Origin of the sequence: Nonomuraea sp. NPDC048882, assembly GCF_040649755.1 — a bacterium.
Classification (GTDB): Bacteria; Actinomycetota; Actinomycetes; order Streptosporangiales; family Streptosporangiaceae; genus Nonomuraea; species Nonomuraea maheshkhaliensis.
In genome coordinates this window covers 910,057-926,365 of sequence record NZ_JBEZGB010000004.1, presented here as the reverse complement: position 1 = coordinate 926,365, position 16,309 = coordinate 910,057, and the positions used below count along the sequence as shown (strand labels likewise).

The 16,309-nt window shown below is 69.8% G+C and carries 14 protein-coding genes, 2 tRNA genes and 1 riboswitch; of the genes, 2 read left to right on the top strand and 14 right to left on the bottom strand.

Going from position 1 to position 16,309, the window contains the following annotated elements:
* The 14 genes from AB0C27_RS18525 to AB0C27_RS18460 all read right to left on the bottom strand — a co-directional run.
* Positions 1 to 707: SLC13 family permease (locus AB0C27_RS18525; protein ID WP_357845240.1), on the bottom strand; the 707-nt coding region annotated here is incomplete at its 3' end.
* Complete coding sequence (locus AB0C27_RS18520) at positions 704 to 1,150, bottom strand: CBS domain-containing protein (RefSeq protein WP_357845237.1); 447 nt, start codon at positions 1,148 to 1,150, stop codon at positions 704 to 706. The genes AB0C27_RS18525 and AB0C27_RS18520, both read right to left, overlap by 4 nt.
* A gap of 500 nt (positions 1,151 to 1,650) precedes the next feature.
* Positions 1,651 to 2,241, bottom strand: coding sequence for a DUF2637 domain-containing protein (locus AB0C27_RS18515; RefSeq protein WP_357845313.1), 591 nt, complete (start codon positions 2,239 to 2,241; stop codon positions 1,651 to 1,653).
* Between the two features lie 271 nt (positions 2,242 to 2,512).
* Positions 2,513 to 2,586, bottom strand: a tRNA-Leu gene (locus tag AB0C27_RS18510).
* Positions 2,587 to 2,702: 116 nt separating this feature from the next.
* A tRNA-Pro gene (locus AB0C27_RS18505) sits at positions 2,703 to 2,778 on the bottom strand.
* 211 nt (positions 2,779 to 2,989) lie between these two features.
* A complete protein-coding gene (locus AB0C27_RS18500) occupies positions 2,990 to 4,081 on the bottom strand; it encodes a mechanosensitive ion channel domain-containing protein (protein ID WP_357845234.1) in 1,092 nt (363 codons plus the stop codon).
* A 12-nt stretch (positions 4,082 to 4,093) separates the two neighbouring features.
* The gene (locus AB0C27_RS18495) at positions 4,094 to 5,089 is read right to left on the bottom strand and encodes a ribonucleotide-diphosphate reductase subunit beta (RefSeq protein WP_357845231.1); all 996 of its coding nucleotides are present in this window, start codon (positions 5,087 to 5,089) and stop codon (positions 4,094 to 4,096) included.
* Between the two features lie 12 nt (positions 5,090 to 5,101).
* Positions 5,102 to 7,297: a ribonucleoside-diphosphate reductase subunit alpha gene (locus AB0C27_RS18490; RefSeq protein WP_357845228.1), complete on the bottom strand. Its 2,196-nt coding sequence runs from the start codon at positions 7,295 to 7,297 to the stop codon at positions 5,102 to 5,104.
* A 102-nt stretch (positions 7,298 to 7,399) separates the two neighbouring features.
* A riboswitch (cobalamin riboswitch) is annotated at positions 7,400 to 7,596 on the bottom strand.
* Positions 7,597 to 7,600: 4 nt separating this feature from the next.
* Positions 7,601 to 8,584: a tripartite tricarboxylate transporter substrate-binding protein gene (locus AB0C27_RS18485; RefSeq protein ID WP_357845225.1), complete on the bottom strand. Its 984-nt coding sequence runs from the start codon at positions 8,582 to 8,584 to the stop codon at positions 7,601 to 7,603.
* A 97-nt stretch (positions 8,585 to 8,681) separates the two neighbouring features.
* A complete protein-coding gene (locus AB0C27_RS18480; RefSeq protein WP_357845223.1) occupies positions 8,682 to 9,458 on the bottom strand; it encodes an SAM-dependent methyltransferase in 777 nt (258 codons plus the stop codon).
* A 57-nt stretch (positions 9,459 to 9,515) separates the two neighbouring features.
* Positions 9,516 to 11,336 (bottom strand): glutamine--fructose-6-phosphate transaminase (isomerizing), encoded by a 1,821-nt coding sequence (gene glmS, locus AB0C27_RS18475; RefSeq protein ID WP_357845220.1) that lies wholly within the window; start codon positions 11,334 to 11,336, stop codon positions 9,516 to 9,518.
* 11 nt (positions 11,337 to 11,347) lie between these two features.
* Positions 11,348 to 11,623, bottom strand: coding sequence for a hypothetical protein (locus AB0C27_RS18470; RefSeq protein ID WP_357845216.1), 276 nt, complete (start codon positions 11,621 to 11,623; stop codon positions 11,348 to 11,350).
* Positions 11,624 to 11,724: 101 nt separating this feature from the next.
* Positions 11,725 to 12,486, bottom strand: a complete 762-nt coding sequence (locus AB0C27_RS18465; protein WP_357845213.1) for an ABC transporter permease — start codon at positions 12,484 to 12,486, stop codon at positions 11,725 to 11,727.
* On the bottom strand, positions 12,476 to 13,282 hold the full coding sequence (locus AB0C27_RS18460) for an ABC transporter ATP-binding protein (protein ID WP_357845210.1): 807 nt from the start codon (positions 13,280 to 13,282) through the stop codon (positions 12,476 to 12,478). The genes AB0C27_RS18465 and AB0C27_RS18460 overlap by 11 nt, the downstream gene beginning before the upstream one ends.
* Before the next feature lie 57 nt (positions 13,283 to 13,339).
* On the opposite strand from AB0C27_RS18460, the gene AB0C27_RS18455 reads away from it, so the two are divergent.
* The gene (locus AB0C27_RS18455) at positions 13,340 to 13,948 is read left to right on the top strand and encodes a TetR/AcrR family transcriptional regulator (RefSeq protein WP_357845207.1); all 609 of its coding nucleotides are present in this window, start codon (positions 13,340 to 13,342) and stop codon (positions 13,946 to 13,948) included.
* 65 nt (positions 13,949 to 14,013) lie between these two features.
* The gene (locus AB0C27_RS18450) at positions 14,014 to 16,287 is read left to right on the top strand and encodes an N-acetylmuramoyl-L-alanine amidase (RefSeq protein WP_357845204.1); all 2,274 of its coding nucleotides are present in this window, start codon (positions 14,014 to 14,016) and stop codon (positions 16,285 to 16,287) included.
* The last annotated feature ends 22 nt before the right edge of the window (positions 16,288 to 16,309 follow it).

The following is a 16,309-nucleotide window of genomic DNA, read 5'->3' as shown; positions in this document are numbered from 1 at the left end:
GCCAGCACCGCCAGGCTCTGCCACAGCAGCCGCCGGTCCGCGATCGCCTCCCGCTCATCCAGCGCCATGATCGATGCGGCGCGTTCCGGGTCGTAGCGGAACGAGCGGCCGAACATCAGCCGGCACAGGCCGACGAACACCGCCATCAGCACGATCACCATCGGCGCCATGTGGATGAGGAAGTCGTTGAAGCTCAGGCCGCCGCGGCTGGCGATGATGATGTTCGGCGGGTCACCGACCAGCGTGGCGGTGCCGCCGATGTTGGACGCCATCGCCTCGGCGATCAGGAACGGCACCGCCGAGACGGCCAGCCGCTCACACACCAGGAACGTCACCGGCGCGATCAGCAGCACCGTCGTCACATTGTCCAGCAGCGCCGACGCCACGGCGGTGATCAGCACCAGCAGCACCATCAGCCGGAACGGCCGCCCGCGGGCACGCTTGGCCGCCCAGATGGCCAGATATTCGAAAACGCCGGTCTGTTTCAGCACGCCGACGATGATCATCATACCGAGCAGCAGGAAGATGACGTTCCAGTCGATGCCGGAGTGCTCGGAGAAGAACGCCGCCTCGGCGCCGGTGGCGTGAATGGCCAGCATGATCCCCGCGCCGCCCAGGGCTGCGGCGACCCGGTGGACCTTTTCGGTGGCGATCAACGTGTAGGCGGCCAGGAAGACCGCCACGCTGACCCAGGACAGCACGCTCATGCCGCGAGCATCCGATCCAGCAGCGCCTGCAGCGTCACCGCCCCTATCAACCGGCGGCCGTCGCCGAGGATGGCGACCAGCGGGCTGCGGGTGCGGGCCATCAGCGCGGCCAGCTCCAGCACCGTAGCGTCAGGGTCGGTGACCGGCAGCTCGCGCCGCTGCCGCGGCAGGGCCTCGCGCACGGTCCGGCCGGCGAGGCCGTCCAGGAAGCGGTCGGCGTGAGCCTCGTCCACCACCCGCGCCAGCGCCGGGTCGTCCTGGCAGTAGGTGGGCACGGCCAGGCGCAGCACCTCGGTGCCGGGCAGGATGGTGAACGGCGCGCCGTCGTCGCCGACCACGATGATGCCGGGCAGGTCCTGGTCGGCCAGCATCCTGGCCGCGTCGATCACCGGAGAGTCGAGCCCGACCACGGGAAAGTCGGCTAGCAGGTCACGAGCGCGCATCGGGGCACATCCTTCGGGCAACGGGACAAGGACCTGCCGACCAGACTTCCCGGCGCACCTTTAGGGACCGTATCAAGATGTGTCAAGGTCGGCGAGGCCGGAGCTCCCTGTTCGCCACGCATCCCCAAAATCGGGCTCGGCATACTTCTTGGCGCGCAGAGGTCGGTACAGGTAGACGGCTTTTGCCTTTACCTCGCTCGGCACGGGAAGCTGTACGCCGTCACCTTGGCCACTGGGCGCCGGCCCAGGCGCGTGGACGAGCAGAAATCGTCCGGTTAGAGGTCACATCCGCTCTGGCAACGGTCATGACGGGCGCTATGACCGTTCCCGCTGAGCGCTCTGGTCTGCACGGAGTCCCGGACCTGCCCCGGCCGGGTAGCGGCTGTCGTCGTCCTCACAGGCCGTTGACGACCGCATCGGCACGTTCACGGCCGCCGGTTGGCCGGGGCGGTCGGTATCGACGCCCACCTCCACCACCCACGTCAAGCGATATCCGCTGGTCACATTCCCGGTCCCATGCACCGGCCGAGCGCGGGGAACTGGAATGTGCTGGTGCTTGCCTCAGCCACAGGACGCCAGTTCCAACGCGCAGGGCCACGCGGAGGGCCCAAGCGCCGAGCGCATAAGCGCTCCAACGGCGCATCTTCGTCCTGATCGCACGCTGTCTGGCCATGGAAGTGCGTCGACCTCTTGGGAGATTGGCGGATCTGACACATGAGCATCTCGTACGCGCCGATCAGCGCCAAGCTCGGCCAGCCGGCGATCAACCGAGCGATGACCGTCGGCTCGGCGACCGCCACGTTGGCCCCGACGCTCGCCAGACTGCTGACAATCAACAACACCCACGGCAGAACGCCACCCCGATCGCCTTGCCGGCTGGCTCGCAACAGCACCATCGACGCCGCCACGATCGTGCCATCCACCGCCGACGGAATGAGCGCAGCAGCCAGCTCGTCCTCGCCATGGGCAACGGCCAGCCCACGCATATGCCGGAACGACACCACCGCAGCAATCCCGGCCAGCACGAGAACCGCCGCCGTGGTCGTCCACCGAATCCACCGATCCGACGACTCCGCTCCCCCAGGCCGCATAGCGGCCATTGCCGCCGGTGACTCGCCAGAGTCGCGCTGAGCTTCGTCAACGTCCCTTGCTCGACCGAAGCATCCGCCAACGTCATCCCCACCACCCGACGATCCCGACTTCGCCTGATGTCGTGGAAGCCGCCGCACGGCCTCGATCTTCGCCTGTCGGCTCCGGCTGCGCTCTGCAACGGCAGGAAAGCCTTGTTCAGAGGGCATGTCGACGTGTCCCCTTCTTCTGGGCCCCTCGCAGGGGGCACGCAAAAGTTCAGGGTCTTCTCGGTGCCGCTCCAGGGATTCGAACCCTGAACCTCCGCCTCCTGAAGACGGCGCCTCTGCCAGTTGGGCCAGAGCGGCTGGACCCCGGGCTTGGCTGGCGTGGGCCGGCCCGGGGCGAGGGCCTGGTCCGGCCGAGGGGCGCCATTCCCGTCGGCCAGGCCGTAGCCCGCGGCCCTTTCCTTTCAGGGCCGTCGTCCGAGCGGCAGGATTCGAACCTGCGATTCTCCTGCTCCCAAGACAGGCGGGCTGACCAAACTGCCCCACACTCGGAATGAAAAACAATCAGCCGCCCCGGACTTTCGTCCGAGACGGCTTTCCGGTGAACCCGTCGGAGGGTTATCCGGAAAGCCTCGGCGCACCTGGGGAGGGCGCGAGCGGCCGGTAGCTGATCAGGACGTTCAGGTCGGTCACTTCGGGCTCTCCCTTCTTTCTCGCCGGCGGACGTTGTCCACGGTAAACGGATGATCGGGCGGCATGCCACCTATTTATTGTCCTTCTGCTCCCGGTGCCAGCCCGCGCTCACCTGGGTCTCGGGGAAGTCGACGCGGAATCGGGGCAGGGCGTCCGGGTAATTCTCCCGGACGAAGTTGACCAAGAATTCGCGTACATCGCATTTGAGGTCCCATGAGGACGGCGAGTCGGCGGCGCTCATCAGGGCGCGCAACTCCACGAGCCCGTTCGGCAGCACGTCGGTGACCTGGAGCGTCCAGTCCTTCTGGTCCCACAGCGGGTTTCCCTGGAGGAACTCGTACAGGGCGTCGCGGAGTTTCGGGACGGGGACGGCCCAGTCCACCCGCAGGTAGACCACGGCCAGGACGCGGCTGCCGTGGCGGGTCCAGTTCTCGAACGGGTTCTGGGTGAAGTACGACACCGGCAGCACGAGCCGCCGTTCGTCCCAGAGACGCAGCACCACGTACGTGAGCGTGAGCTCCTCGATCCGCCCCCACTCCTTCTCGACCACCACGACGTCGTCGAGGCGGAGCGCGTCGCTGAAGGCGAGTTGCAGGCCGGCCAGCACGTTGCCGATGGTCGGCTGGGCGGCGATGCCGACGACGGCGCCCGCGATGCCGGCGGAGGCGAGCAGGCCGGCGCCGAGCGCGCGGACCTGCGGGAAGGAGAAGAGCATCGCGCCGACCGCGACCACGATGATGACCGCGGCGGCGATGCGGCGGACCAGCGCGATCTGGGTCATGATCCGCCGCGCCCGCCGGTTGCGCTCGCCTTCGACCAGCACCAGCCGGTCGAGGACGACGTCGGTCAGCGCGTACGTGGCCTGCACGATCAGCCAGGTGACCGCCGCGATCGTGACCAGGCCGAGCACCCGCTCCACCGTGCCGGCCAGGGCCCGCTCGGCCGGGGCGTCGCCGAACATCCCCTGCCCGAACACCGCGTTGGCGGCCACCGCGGCGGCCATCAGGAAGGCGGGCCACGTGCAGTGCTCCACGAGGTGGCGGGCCAGGGCCCATTTGCGCCCTGCGCGGTTCAGCAGCCGCCGGAGCACCTCCACCAGGAGGATCGATCCGATCACCGCGATGAGGAGGATCGGCCAGTCCGCCGGAGACTGCACGTTCATGCCCCCTATGTCTTAGAACGTCTCGTCAAAGCTCACATTGCCCTCAACCGCCACTTGGTAAGCAGAGACACGCCGTTCGAAGAAGTTGGCCAGCTCCTGCACGTCCTGCAACTCCATGAACGCGAAGGGGTTGGCCGAGTCGTAGCGCCGGGGCAGGCCCAGCCGGGTCAGCCGCTGGTCGGCGACGTATTCGAGGTACTGGCGCATCTGCTCGACACCCATGCCGGGCATGCCGTCGCCGCAGAGGTCCGCCGCGAAGGCGAGTTCGGCGGCGACGGCCTCCTCCAGCATGAGCGTGACCTGCTTGCCCAGCTCGTCGTCGAACAGCGAAGGCTCCTCGGCGCGCACGGTGTCCACGACGCTGAACGCGAACTCCATGTGCATGGACTCGTCGCGGAAGACCCAGTTCGTCCCCGTGGCCAGACCTCCGAGCAGGCCACGGGAGCGGAACCAGTAGACGTAGGCGAACGCGCCGTAGAAGAACAGGCCCTCGATGCAGGCGGCGAAGCAGATGAGGTTCAGCAGGAACTGGCGGCGTTCCGCGGCGCTCTCCAAGCGGCGCAGGCCGTCGATGGAGTCGATCCACCGGAAGCAGAACTCGGCCTTGTCGCGGATCGAGGGAATGTGCTCGATGGCGGCGAACGCCTTGACCCGCTCGTCCGGGTCGGGCAGATAGGTGTCGAGCAGGGTCAGGTAGAACTGCACGTGCACGGCCTCCTCGTAGAGCTGCCTGCTCAGGTAGAGGCGCGCTTCGGGGGCGTTGACGTGCTGGTAGAGGTTGAGCACGAGGTTGTTGGCCACGATCGAGTCGCCGGTGGCGAAGAAGGCGACCAGCCGGTTGATCAGGTGGCGTTCCTGCGGCGTCATCTTGGCCAGGTCGGCGAGGTCGTTGTGCAGGTCGACCTCCTCGACGGTCCAGGTGTTGCGGATGGCCGCGCGGAAGCGCTCGTAGAAGTCGGGGTAGCGCATGGGACGCAGGGTGAGGTCCATGCCGGGGTCGAGCAGCATGAGAGGGGCTCCTTACTGGCAGGCTTCGCAGGTTTCCGGGTTCTCCAGCGAGCACGCGACCGCCTCGGCCGCCGCGAGCGCGGAGGAGCGGGTGGGCTGGGCCGTCACCGTGGTCTGGGCGATGCGGGTGGCGGGGCGAGAGCGCAGGTAGTACGTGGTCTTCAGGCCGCTCTTCCAGGCGTAGGCGTACATCGAGGAGAGCTTGCCGATGGTGGGGCTGGCCATGAACAGGTTGAGCGACTGCGACTGGTCGATGTACGGCTGGCGCGCGGCGGCCAGGTCGATCAGCGCCTTCTGCGGCAGCTCCCAGGCGGTGCGGTAGAGCACCTTGAGGTCCTCGGGGATGCCGGGCACGGTCTGCACCGAGCCGTCGGCCCGCTTGAGGTCGTCGCGGAGCTGCTGCGTCCACAGCCCGCGCGCCTGGAGATCGGCCACCAGATACCGGTTGACCTGGAGGAACTCACCCGACAGGGTCTCGCGCTTGAACACGTTGGAGACCTGCGGCTCGATGCACTCGTAGCAGCCGGCGATGGAGGCGATCGTGGCGGTGGGGGCGATGGCGATCATGAGCGAGTTCCGCAGGCCGGTGCGCGCGATCTTCTCGCGCAGCGCCTCCCAGCGCGCCGAGCCGGCCGCCGCGTAGTGGTCGGGGTGCAGCACACCGGCGGCGGCGCGCGTGTCGGCGTACGACGGGTGCCGGCCGCGTTCTGCCGCGAGGTCGGCCGAGGTGTCGTACGCGGCCAGCGCGATCTCCTCGGCGATCCTGGTGGACAGCTCCAGCGCCCGCGGCGAGTCGAACGGCAGCCGCAGCGTGAAGAACACGTCGGCCAGCCCCATCACGCCGAGCCCGATCGGCCGCCACCGCCGGTTGGCCGCCCCGGCCTCAGGCGTCGGGTAGAAGCCGAGGTCGATGGTGCGGTCGAGGAAGCGCACGGCGGTCCTTACGGTGCCGCGCAACCGCTCCCAGTCCATGTCGCCATCCACGCCGCCGCCGGCCAGGTGGGCTGCCAGGTTGACCGAGCCGAGGTTGCAGACGGCCGTCTCGGCGTCGCTGGTGACCTCCAGGATCTCGGTGCACAGGTTGGACAGGTGGATGACGTTCTCGGGGCGGGCAGTCTGGTTGGAGGTGCGGTTGGCGGCGTCCTTGAACGTCATCCAGCCGTTGCCGGTCTGGGCGAGGGTCCGCATCATGCGGCCGTAGAGGGTACGCGCCGAAATTTGCCTGACATATCGCCCGGCGGCCTCATAGGCGCGATATTTCGCCTCGAACTCCGCCCCGTACAGGTCGGTGAGCTCGGGCACCTCCTTCGGGTCGAACAGCGACCACATCTCGTCGGCCTCGACCCGCCGCATGAACTCGTCGGGCACCCAGTTGGCCAGGTTGAGGTTGTGGGTGCGGCGGGCGTCCTCGCCGGTGTTGTCGCGCAGTTCGAGGAACTCCTCGATGTCGGCGTGCCAGGTCTCCAGGTAGACGCAGGCCGCGCCCTTGCGCCGCCCGCCCTGGTTGACCGCCGCCACCGAGGAGTCGAGCGTGCGCAGCCAGGGGACGATGCCGTTGGAGTGGCCGTTCGTGCCCCTGATGAGGGAGCCGCGCGAGCGCACCCGGGTCCACGAGATGCCGATGCCGCCCGCGTACTTGGACAGCCTGGCCACCTGCCCGTACCTGTCGTAGATGGCTTCGAGCTCGTCGCGCGGCGAGTCGAGCAGGAAGCAGGACGAAAGCTGCGGGCGGCGCGCGCCGGAGTTGAACAGGGTGGGCGAGCTGGGCAGGTACGACAGCGTGGACATCAGCCCGTACAGCTCGGCCGCCTCGGCGACGCTCTCCGACAGCCCGCAGGCCACGCGGAGCAGGAAGTGCTGGGGCCGCTCCAGCACCGCCCGGCTCTCGGGGTGGCGCAGCAGGTAACGGTCGTAGACCGTGCGCAGCCCGAAGTACTCGAAGCGGTCGTCCGCGTCGTCCGGCACTAGCGCGTCGAGCTCGGCGGCGTGCGCGGCGACGAACTCGGCCAGCCCGTCCTGGACAAGCCCGGCCGCGTGGGTGGCGGCGACGGACTCGGAGAACGTGCGCACCCCCTGACCGGCCGCCTCGTCGGCGATCTCCTCGGCCAGCAGCCGGGCGGCTACCCGGGAGTTGGCCGGGTCGGCGATCACCCTGGCGGCGGCCTCCTCGATGGCCAGGCGGCGGTCAACCTCAACGATCTGAGTCACGTGCTCTCTCTCCTCGCGAGCTCATCCCCGTGAGGGCACGCGAGAGCACGACGGCCAGGGGTCTCCCCCGCCGCGGCGCGCTCCGGCCCGCCCTCGAGGCCCTGAACACTTCACACCGCTGGCAGGTCTTCGGGCTTGCGGGCGTGCTCGATGGCTCCTACTGGCCGTCGCTTCCCGGATCTCTCCAGTGCGTATGACGGCGGTCGTTCCCGCTCACCGCTGCGGGGCAGCCCCGGAATCGCACCGGGTTCCCTTTTGCTCCGCCTCGGGTGAGGCGAACCAGCGACGACCAGGATCCTACATCTAGTGGCCGTTCCCGCAACTACCCCAGCATGTTGTGGCTTTGGTGGCGTCGATCAGACCGAGATCGCGCAGCGTCGCCCGGGTGCGGGCGATCTCCGTGCCGAGCCAGAGCGCGAAGTCGTCGCCCGCCAGCGGGATCGTCAGCCAGCCCGCCGTCCGGCAGGCGGCCTCCCACGCCCTCGACCCCAGCACCTCGTCACACATGCGCACGGCCGCCTCGCGCCGCTCCGCGGGCATGTCCTCGGGCCCGAACGCGGCCACCCAGTCGGCGAAGTCCACCCGTACGCCGCATTCGAGCAGCGTCGGCGCGTCGAGGTCGGGCACGCGCCGGGCCGAGGACACCGCGAGCGCCCTGACCCGGCCGCGGCCGATGCCGGTGCGCCAGTTGGACAGGGGGCCGGCGGCGGCGGTGGCCCGGCCCGCCATCAGCGCGGCGACGGCCTCGCCGCTGCTGGGATAGCCGGTGTAGTCGACCTGCCTGGTGTCGGCGCCGAGCGCCTTGGCGATCAGGCCGAAGAGCAGGTGGTCGGGCTCGCCCTGCGGCCCGCCGGTCAGCAGGGTCCGGCCGGGGCCGGCGAGCAGCCGGGCGCAGAAGTCGTCGAAGTCGCGCAGCGGCGAGCCGTCGGGCACGACCACCACCTCGGCCTCGCCGCTCAGCCTGGCCAGCGGGGTGCCGGTGTCGAGCAGGCTCTGGCCGTTGTTCAACTCGGCCGCGGTGAGCGCGGGCAGGCCGGTCACGGTGATCATCGAGCCGGCGCCCAGGCCGGTGCCGGCCTCGAACCCGGCCGCTCGGGCGGCTCCGGCGAACGCCTGACCGACGCGGGCCCAGCGCCGCCGGTCGGAGTTGATCGAGAATCCGGTACGCGGTGCGGCCAGGCGCTCACCCGCGCGCTCGACACCGCACCCGGCGGCGCAGGCCGCCAGGCCGAGGCCCCAGGCGATGAAGCCCCGGCGGCGCATGATCGTGCTGCCCAAATCCCCCATTACTCTAGGTTATTAACCCATTACAAGTGGCTATACACCGGGGTCCCGGTCAACACACAAAATCACTATTTTTGCCGCTTTTTCATGATTTTTAGGCTTATCTGACTTTCTTTCCGACTCCCGCCATGAGGGACGACGGCAGCGACCAGTCACCCACCAGCTTGGGCCGGTCGGGACGCCAGTCGGTGGCCTGCACGAGCCCCGGCGGCTCCAGCGGGAAATCGCCGAAGAAGGCCCGGATCTGCGCCGGTGTGCGGTCGGCCCCGTTGCGCGAGGACGATCCCCGCTGGACGCTTCTGGCCCGCTCCTCGTCCTCGATGCGGCCGAGCGTCGTCGCGTGCGAGATCACCAGATGGCTGCCCGGCGCCATCCGTTCGCGCAGGACGGCCACCGCCCGCTGCGGGTCCCGCTCGTCCGGCAGGAAGTGCAGGATCGACACCATCAGCACGGCCACCGGCCGGTCGAGGTCGAGGAACTCACCCGCCTTCGCCAGCACCTCCTCGGGATCGAGCAGGTCGGCCTGGACGAAACAGGCCCTGCCCGGCGAGCGCCGGAGCAGGACCGTGGCGTGGGCGGCGACGACGGGATCGCGGTCGACGTAGACGACTTTGGCTTCGGGGGCCACCTCGTGCGCGCTGCCCTGGGTCGGCAGCCCGCTGCCGAGGTCGATGAACTGGGTGACCCCGGCGCGGGCCACATAACGCACGGCACGCTGGAGGAAGGCCCGGTTCGCCCGGGCCAGCGGGACCGCCTCCGGGATCAGCTCCGCCAGGTGATCGATGGCCTGGCGGTCGACCGCGTAGTTGTCCTTCCCGCCGAGCATGTAGTCGTACATGCGTGCGGGATGGGGCCGGTGTTGGTCGAACTGCCGCACAGTTTGAATTTATGCCGTCCGCAGCGAGATAACGATAGTTTGGCCCGAATTAGCCTCTTACTCGACCGTAACGCTCTTGGCGAGATTGCGAGGCTTGTCCACATCGCGGCCGAGCGCCACGGCGGCGTAATAGGCGAGGAGCTGCAGCGGGATCGTCAGCAGGATGGGATCGAGCTCGATCTCGTTCTTCGGGATGACGATGACGTCGTCGGCCAGTTTGGCGTCGGGCGCGCGGTGGCCGACCATGAGCACCCGGCCGCCGCGGGCGCGGATCTCGCCGAGCGTGGTGAGGTTCTTGTCGAGCAGCTCGTCGTCGGGCACGATCGCGACCGTCGGCATGTCGGGGCCGATCAGGGCGAGCGGGCCGTGCTTGAGCTCGCTGGCCGGATAGGCCTCGGCGTGCACGTACGAGATCTCCTTGAGCTTCTGCGCGCCCTCGCGGGCCACCGGGTAGCCGCGCACGCGGCCGACGAACATCATGCTCGGGTGCTGGGCGTACTTCTTGGCCAGCTCCGCGATCTCCTCGCTCTGGGCGAGGATCTGCTCGATCTGGCCGGGCAGCCGGCGCAGCCCGTCCACGATGCGCCGCCCGTCGGCGGGCGACAGGTCGCGCACCCGGCCGAGGTGCAACGCCAGCAGCGCGAACGCCACCGAGGTCGAGGTGAACGCCTTGGTCGAGGCGACCGACACCTCGGGGCCCGCGTGCAGGTAGATGCCGCCGTCGACCTCGCGGGCGATGGCGCTGCCCACGGCGTTGACGATGCCGATCACCCGGCCGCCCTTGCGCTTGAGCTCCTGGACGGCGGCGAGCGTGTCGTACGTCTCCCCCGACTGGCTGATCGCGACGTAGAGCGTGTCGGGGTCGACGACCGGGTTGCGGTAGCGGAACTCGCTGGCCGGCTCGGCGTCGGCCGGGATGCGGGCCAGCTCCTCGATGAGCTGCGCCCCGATCTGCCCCGAGTAGTACGCCGACCCGCAGCCGATGATCTTCACCTGGCGGAAGCCCCGCGTCTCGCGGGCGTCCATGTTGAGGCCGCCGAGGTGGGCGACGTGGAAACGCTCGTCGAGCCGCCCGCTCATGGTGCGGGTGATCGTCTCGGGCTGCTCGGAGATCTCCTTGAGCAGGTAGTGCTCGTAGCCGCCGGTGTCGTAGTGGCCGGCGTCCCAGTCGACGGTCAGCGGCTCCTTGGCCGTCTCGCGGGCGTCGCTGGCGAAGGTGTGGAAGCCGTCGGCCTTGAGCACGGCCAGCTCGCCGTCCTCCAGGTGGACGACCTGACGGGTGTAGCGGACCAGCGCGGCCACGTCGGAGGCGGCGAACATCTCCTTCTCGCCGATGCCGAGCACGATCGGGCTGCCGTTGCGGGCCACCACCACCTCGCCGGGCCGCTCGGAGTCGATCACGGCGATGCCGTAGGTGCCGACGACGCTCTTGAGCGTCTTCCGTACGGCCTCCTCCAGCGACTCGTTCTCGTCGGCGGCGTGCGCGATCAGGTGCGCGAGCACCTCGGTGTCGGTCTCGGAGGCGAACACCACGCCGTCGGCCTCCAGCTTGGCGCGCAGCTCGCCGGCGTTCTCGATGATGCCGTTGTGCACGACCGCGATGCGCTCGTCCGCGGACAGGTGCGGGTGGGCGTTGACGTCACTCGGCACGCCGTGCGTGGCCCAGCGGGTGTGCCCGATGCCGAGGCCGCCCTTGAACCTGGCCGGCACGACCTTGGCCAGATCGGCCACCCGGCCCTTGACCTTGCGCACCTTGAGGCCCTTGTTGGACACGACGACCCCCGCCGAGTCGTAGCCCCGGTATTCGAGCCGCTGCAGCCCCTCCAGCAGGATGGGCGCGGCGTCCTTGGGGCCGACGTAGGCCACGATTCCGCACATCGAGGTCTCCTCTATCCGTAAACGATCCTGCGAAGCTGCCGTAGCGACAGCTCCGGCGCCGCGACCCGGCGGGCGTCTAACTCGCCGGCGATCCTGGGGAAGATCTCGTCGTTGGTGAATCCCCTGGCCTTCAGCTCCCCGTGCCGGCGGCGGACGAACTCCTCGGCCGGCTCGGAGAAGTACGACAGCACGTCGGCGACCACGCGGGCCGCCTCGCCCGGACCGAGCGGGCTCGTCCTCGTGAGGTGGGTGATGAGATCTTCGTACGGATGCCGTGTCGTGGACACAGACGAGGACACTACGGCTCTGGAGTGAGACACGCCAACATCCTGCCCGAAATCGGGCAGGATTTAACGTCAGAGGGCTCCGGAACGACCCCAGCCTCACGTCAGAGGGTCGCGGAACGGCCCCAGCCCTGGCCGAAGCGCCGGCAGGCGAACGCGCCGGCGGCCACGCCGAGCCCGGCCAGCACCGCCGCGGGACCGGCCGTGCCCGCCACGTCACCCCTGACGGCGGCCTGCAGCATGGTCGTGGCCCAGTAGCCGGGCGAGAGCGGCGCGACGGCCTGCGCCCAGGCGGGCATCAGCGCGTACGGGACCAGCGCCCCGCCCAGCGCGCTGACCGACAGGGCGACGATGTTGCACAGGGTGCTGAGCCCGCCCTGGCTGCGTACGACAGCGGCGACGGCCGTGCCGACGCACAGCAACGCGAAACACCACGCGGCCACGGCCAGCGCGAGCGGCCAGAGCGGTCCCGCCGGGCGCAGGCCGACCACGAGCACCCCGTACGCCAGCAGCACGGTCTGCTGGACGACCAGCACGCCGAAGACCGGCAGCGCCTTGCCGATCATGATCTCGGGGACCCTGGCGCGGGTGGCACGCAGGCGGTCCCAGGTGTGCCAGGTGCGTTCGGTGAGAGTGGCGGTGGCGACGTCGGCCATCGACAACACCGAGAACATCACCAGCAGGCCGGTCACCGCCTGGGTGGCCTCGCCGAGCATGCCCTTGAAGATGAGCATGAGCACCATCGGCATGACGAGGTAGCTGACGAAGTGGGCGGGATCGCGCCGTCGCAGCAACACGTTGTGCCCGGCCAGCACGATGATCCGCCGCAGTGAGGCGCGGGGGCGGCTCGGGGCTTCATGTGACATGTGACAGCTCCCGGTAGAGGTCGTCGAGGGACGGCCGGCGGATGTCGATGCCGAGCACGGGCCGGTCGAGGCCGCGCAGCAACTCGACCAGAGTGGCCGTCGGATCGGTGGTCGCCACGGCGATCTCCGCCGCGCCCTCCACCGTCACCCTGACCTCACCCGGCAGGTCCCGCAGCAGGTCGGCGGCGGCACCCCTGGCGATCACCCGCCCGTTCCCTGCCACCGCGACCGTGGCCGCCAGCTCGGTCAGCTCCGGCAGGTAGTGGGTGCAGTAGACGACGGCGGCCCCGCCCTGCGCCCGGCGGCGTACGGCGGCGAGCAGCGCGGCGCGTGTTTCGGGGTCGGCGCCCGCGGTGGGCTCGTCGAGGAGCAGCACCTCCGGCTCCGGCAGGAGCGCGGTGGCGGCCTGCGTGCGGCGCTGCTGGCCGCCGGAGAGCAGGCCGACCCGCCGGTCGAGCACCTCGGTGAGGGCCAGCTCCTCCGCCGTGCCCTCGACGGCCGCGGCCAGGGCCCGGCCGCGCAGCCCGGCCAGGCCGCCGAAGAGCCGCAGCGTCTCGCGTACGGTGATGCTCGGGTAGAGCGCGAGGTGCTGCGGGGCCATCCCCACGTCGCCCCCGACCCGCACCCGCCCCGCGTCCGGCGCGGTGAGACCGGCGGCGATCTCGAAGAACGTCGTCTTCCCCGCCCCGTTGTGCCCGACCAGGCCCGCGATCTCCCCCGGCTCGACCCGCAGGTCGAAGCCGTCGAGCGCGACGACCCCGCCGTAACGCTTGACCAGTCCTTCGGCTGTCAGCATGACGACCCGCCTCCCTCAGTCTACGTCGTAGACTGCTCTACACTGTAGACTGATGCCGTGCGGAAGCTCAAGACCTCGCGGCAGCCGGAGATCCTCGACGCGGCGCTCGCCATCGCCGACGAACGCGGGCTCGACGCCCTGTCCATGCGGGCCGTGGCGGAGCGGGTCGGGGTGACGCCCATGGCTCTCTACGGCTATTTCCGCAACAAGGACGAGCTGCTCGACGCCCTGGTGGGGCGGCTGCTCACCGGACTGACCCCGTCCGAGGCGGCGGGCACGTGGCAGGAGCGGCTGTCGGAGATCGCGCAGGCGACCCGGCGGCTGGCCCGGGAGCATCCCGCGGTCTTCCCGCTGCTGCTCTTCCGGGCCTCGGTGACGCCCGACGGGGTGCGCGTGGTGGATCTGATCTATCAGGCGCTGCTCGACGCGGGGGTGCCGGAGGCGGACGTACCCAGGATCGAGCGACTGGTGAGCACGTTCGTGCTGGGGTTCGCGATCTCCGAGGTGAACGGGCGCTTCTCCAGCGCCTCGGACGAGTCGCGGACGCGGCGGGGGGCCGATCTGCCCGCGCACCGGCGGCTGGCGGGGCGTCTGGCGGTCGATGACTGGGATGCCGAGTTCGCAGCGGATCTGGCAGATCTCATGCGTATCATCCGACCCGTCTGACACATCCCTTTCCGGGGCATGGTTACGGTGAGTAGTTGTTCCGTGACATTCCTGGGGAGATGTTCATGCACCTCTGGCTGGCCGCCGCCCTGGCCGCAGGCACCCTCACCACACCCGCCGCCCTCCCGCCCGCCGTACCTGGACGGCATCCGCTCACCGGGATGGCGGCCTTCGGGACCGCAGCCGCCGGAACGACTTCAGGGGCGACGACCTCCGGGACAACGACCTCAGGACGGCAGGCCGATTTCGCCGCCGCCGCGCGGGAGTTCGGGGTGCCGGAGAGCGTGCTGCTCGGGGTGGCCTACCTGGAGTCGCGGTGGGACGCGAACGGCGGGCGGCCCAGCACAGCGGGCGGTTACGGGCCGATGCACCTGATCGACGCCTTCCCCGCCGACGCGCTCGGGCACGGCCACGTGATCGGGGACGCCCTCGGGGACCCCCGGGGAGACGACGCGAGACCGATGTCCCGTACGCACGCCGAACTTGGCGCGCCCCCACCGCACGCCGCACTACGCACGACCCAGGACTCCGCCGCCGCACCTGTCACCACTCTTCCCGAGGCCGGCCGCCTGGCCGGCGTGGAGCCCGCCCGGCTGCGGACCGACCCGGCGGCCAACATCCGCGCCGGCGCCGCACTCCTCGCCTCCTACCAGGACCGGCCCAGTTCCGACCCGGCCGACTGGTACGGAGCCGTGGCCAGGTACGCGGGCACGGACGATCCGGTGGCGGCGGAGGCGTTCGCGGACGAGGTGTTCGCGGTGATGCGGGAAGGGGTGCGGCGGCGTACCGATGACGGACATCTGGTGCGACTCGACCCCGTGAACCTGTCACCGGGCGGGAAGTCGGCGGCGAGCGAACGAGCCGGAACCGCCGCCGCCCCGGCCGTACCCGACCCTCTGAACGCCCCACCCGCCACCGCCGAGCAGCACGCCACCGACACGTCAGACGCCACCGCCGGCACCTCGCGCGCTTCAACGGACGAAGAGTTCGCTGACGACGAACCATCGGACAACGAGCCGCTGGACGATGAGCCATTGGGTGATGATGACCCGTTGAACTTCGACCTGGATCCGCATCTGGGCTGGGACGGCGAGGCGGAGCCCGACCTGTCCGGCCTGCCGAAGCAGCAGAAGCCAGGCCAGGCCGAATGCCCGTCTACGCTCACCTGCGAATGGATGCCCGCCGCGTACAAACGCTTCGGCAAGAAGAAGGACCGCGACTACGGCAACCACGACCGCCTGGCCCGCACCCGCTCGGTCGACTACATCATCATCCACGACACCGAGGGCTCCTACGGGGGCATCCCCTCCATGATCCGCAACCCCAAGTACGTGAGCTGGCACTACACGATCCGCTCCCGTGACGGACATGTCGCCCAGCACGTGAAGACGAACGACATCGCCTGGCACGCGGGCAACTGGGACGTCAACACCCGCTCGATCGGCATCGAGCACGAGGGCTACCTGGCCAAGGCCGGCGCCTGGTACACCGAGGCGATGTACCGCTCGTCGGCCAGGCTGGTCAAACATCTGGCCGCCAAGTACCACATCCCGCTCAACCGGGCTCATATCCTCGGCCACGACAACGTACCGGGCACGACCCCGCAGACGGTGGCCGGCATGCACGAGGACCCCGGCCCCTACTGGGACTGGGCCCACTACTTCGCCCTCATGGGCAAGCCCTTCAAGGCCGCGAAGGACAGCGACAAGGACGGTGACTCGGTCATCATCCGGCCGTCGTACACCACCAACCGCCCCCGCTTCACCAGCTGCGTCACCACGAAGCCCGAGCAGGCCTGCCCCGCCCACGGCGCCGCCACCGTCTGGCTGCACAAGTCGCCCAGCCACACCGCTCCCCTCGTCACCGACCTGGGCAAGCACCCGGGCAAGCCGAGTACGTACAGCGTGTACGATCACAGCGCCCGCGCCTCCACCGGCCAGCGCTTCGCCGTCGCGGCCCGGCAGGGCGACTGGACGGCCATCTGGTACCTGGGCCAGAAGGCGTGGTTCCACAACCCGGCCTCCGCCCCGACCGCCATTCCCGCCAAGGGGCCCATGGTGACGCCGGTGTCGGGGCGGGTGAAGGTGTACGGGCGGGCGTACCCGGAGAAGTCGGCCTACAAGAGCGCGGCCTACCAGGCCCTGACACCGCTCAAGTACACGATCGAGCCGGGCCAGACGTACACGGTGGGCGACACGATCACCGGCTCGTACTACGCCGCGAACGCCTTCCGCGCGTCCAAGCACGTCACCACCACCGGCAAGACGCGGTATTACCAGATCCAGCTCGGCCATCGGGTGATGTTCGTCATGACCGGCGACGTCCGCCTGCTCAGCTGAATTCCCGGCCACGGCCCCGACG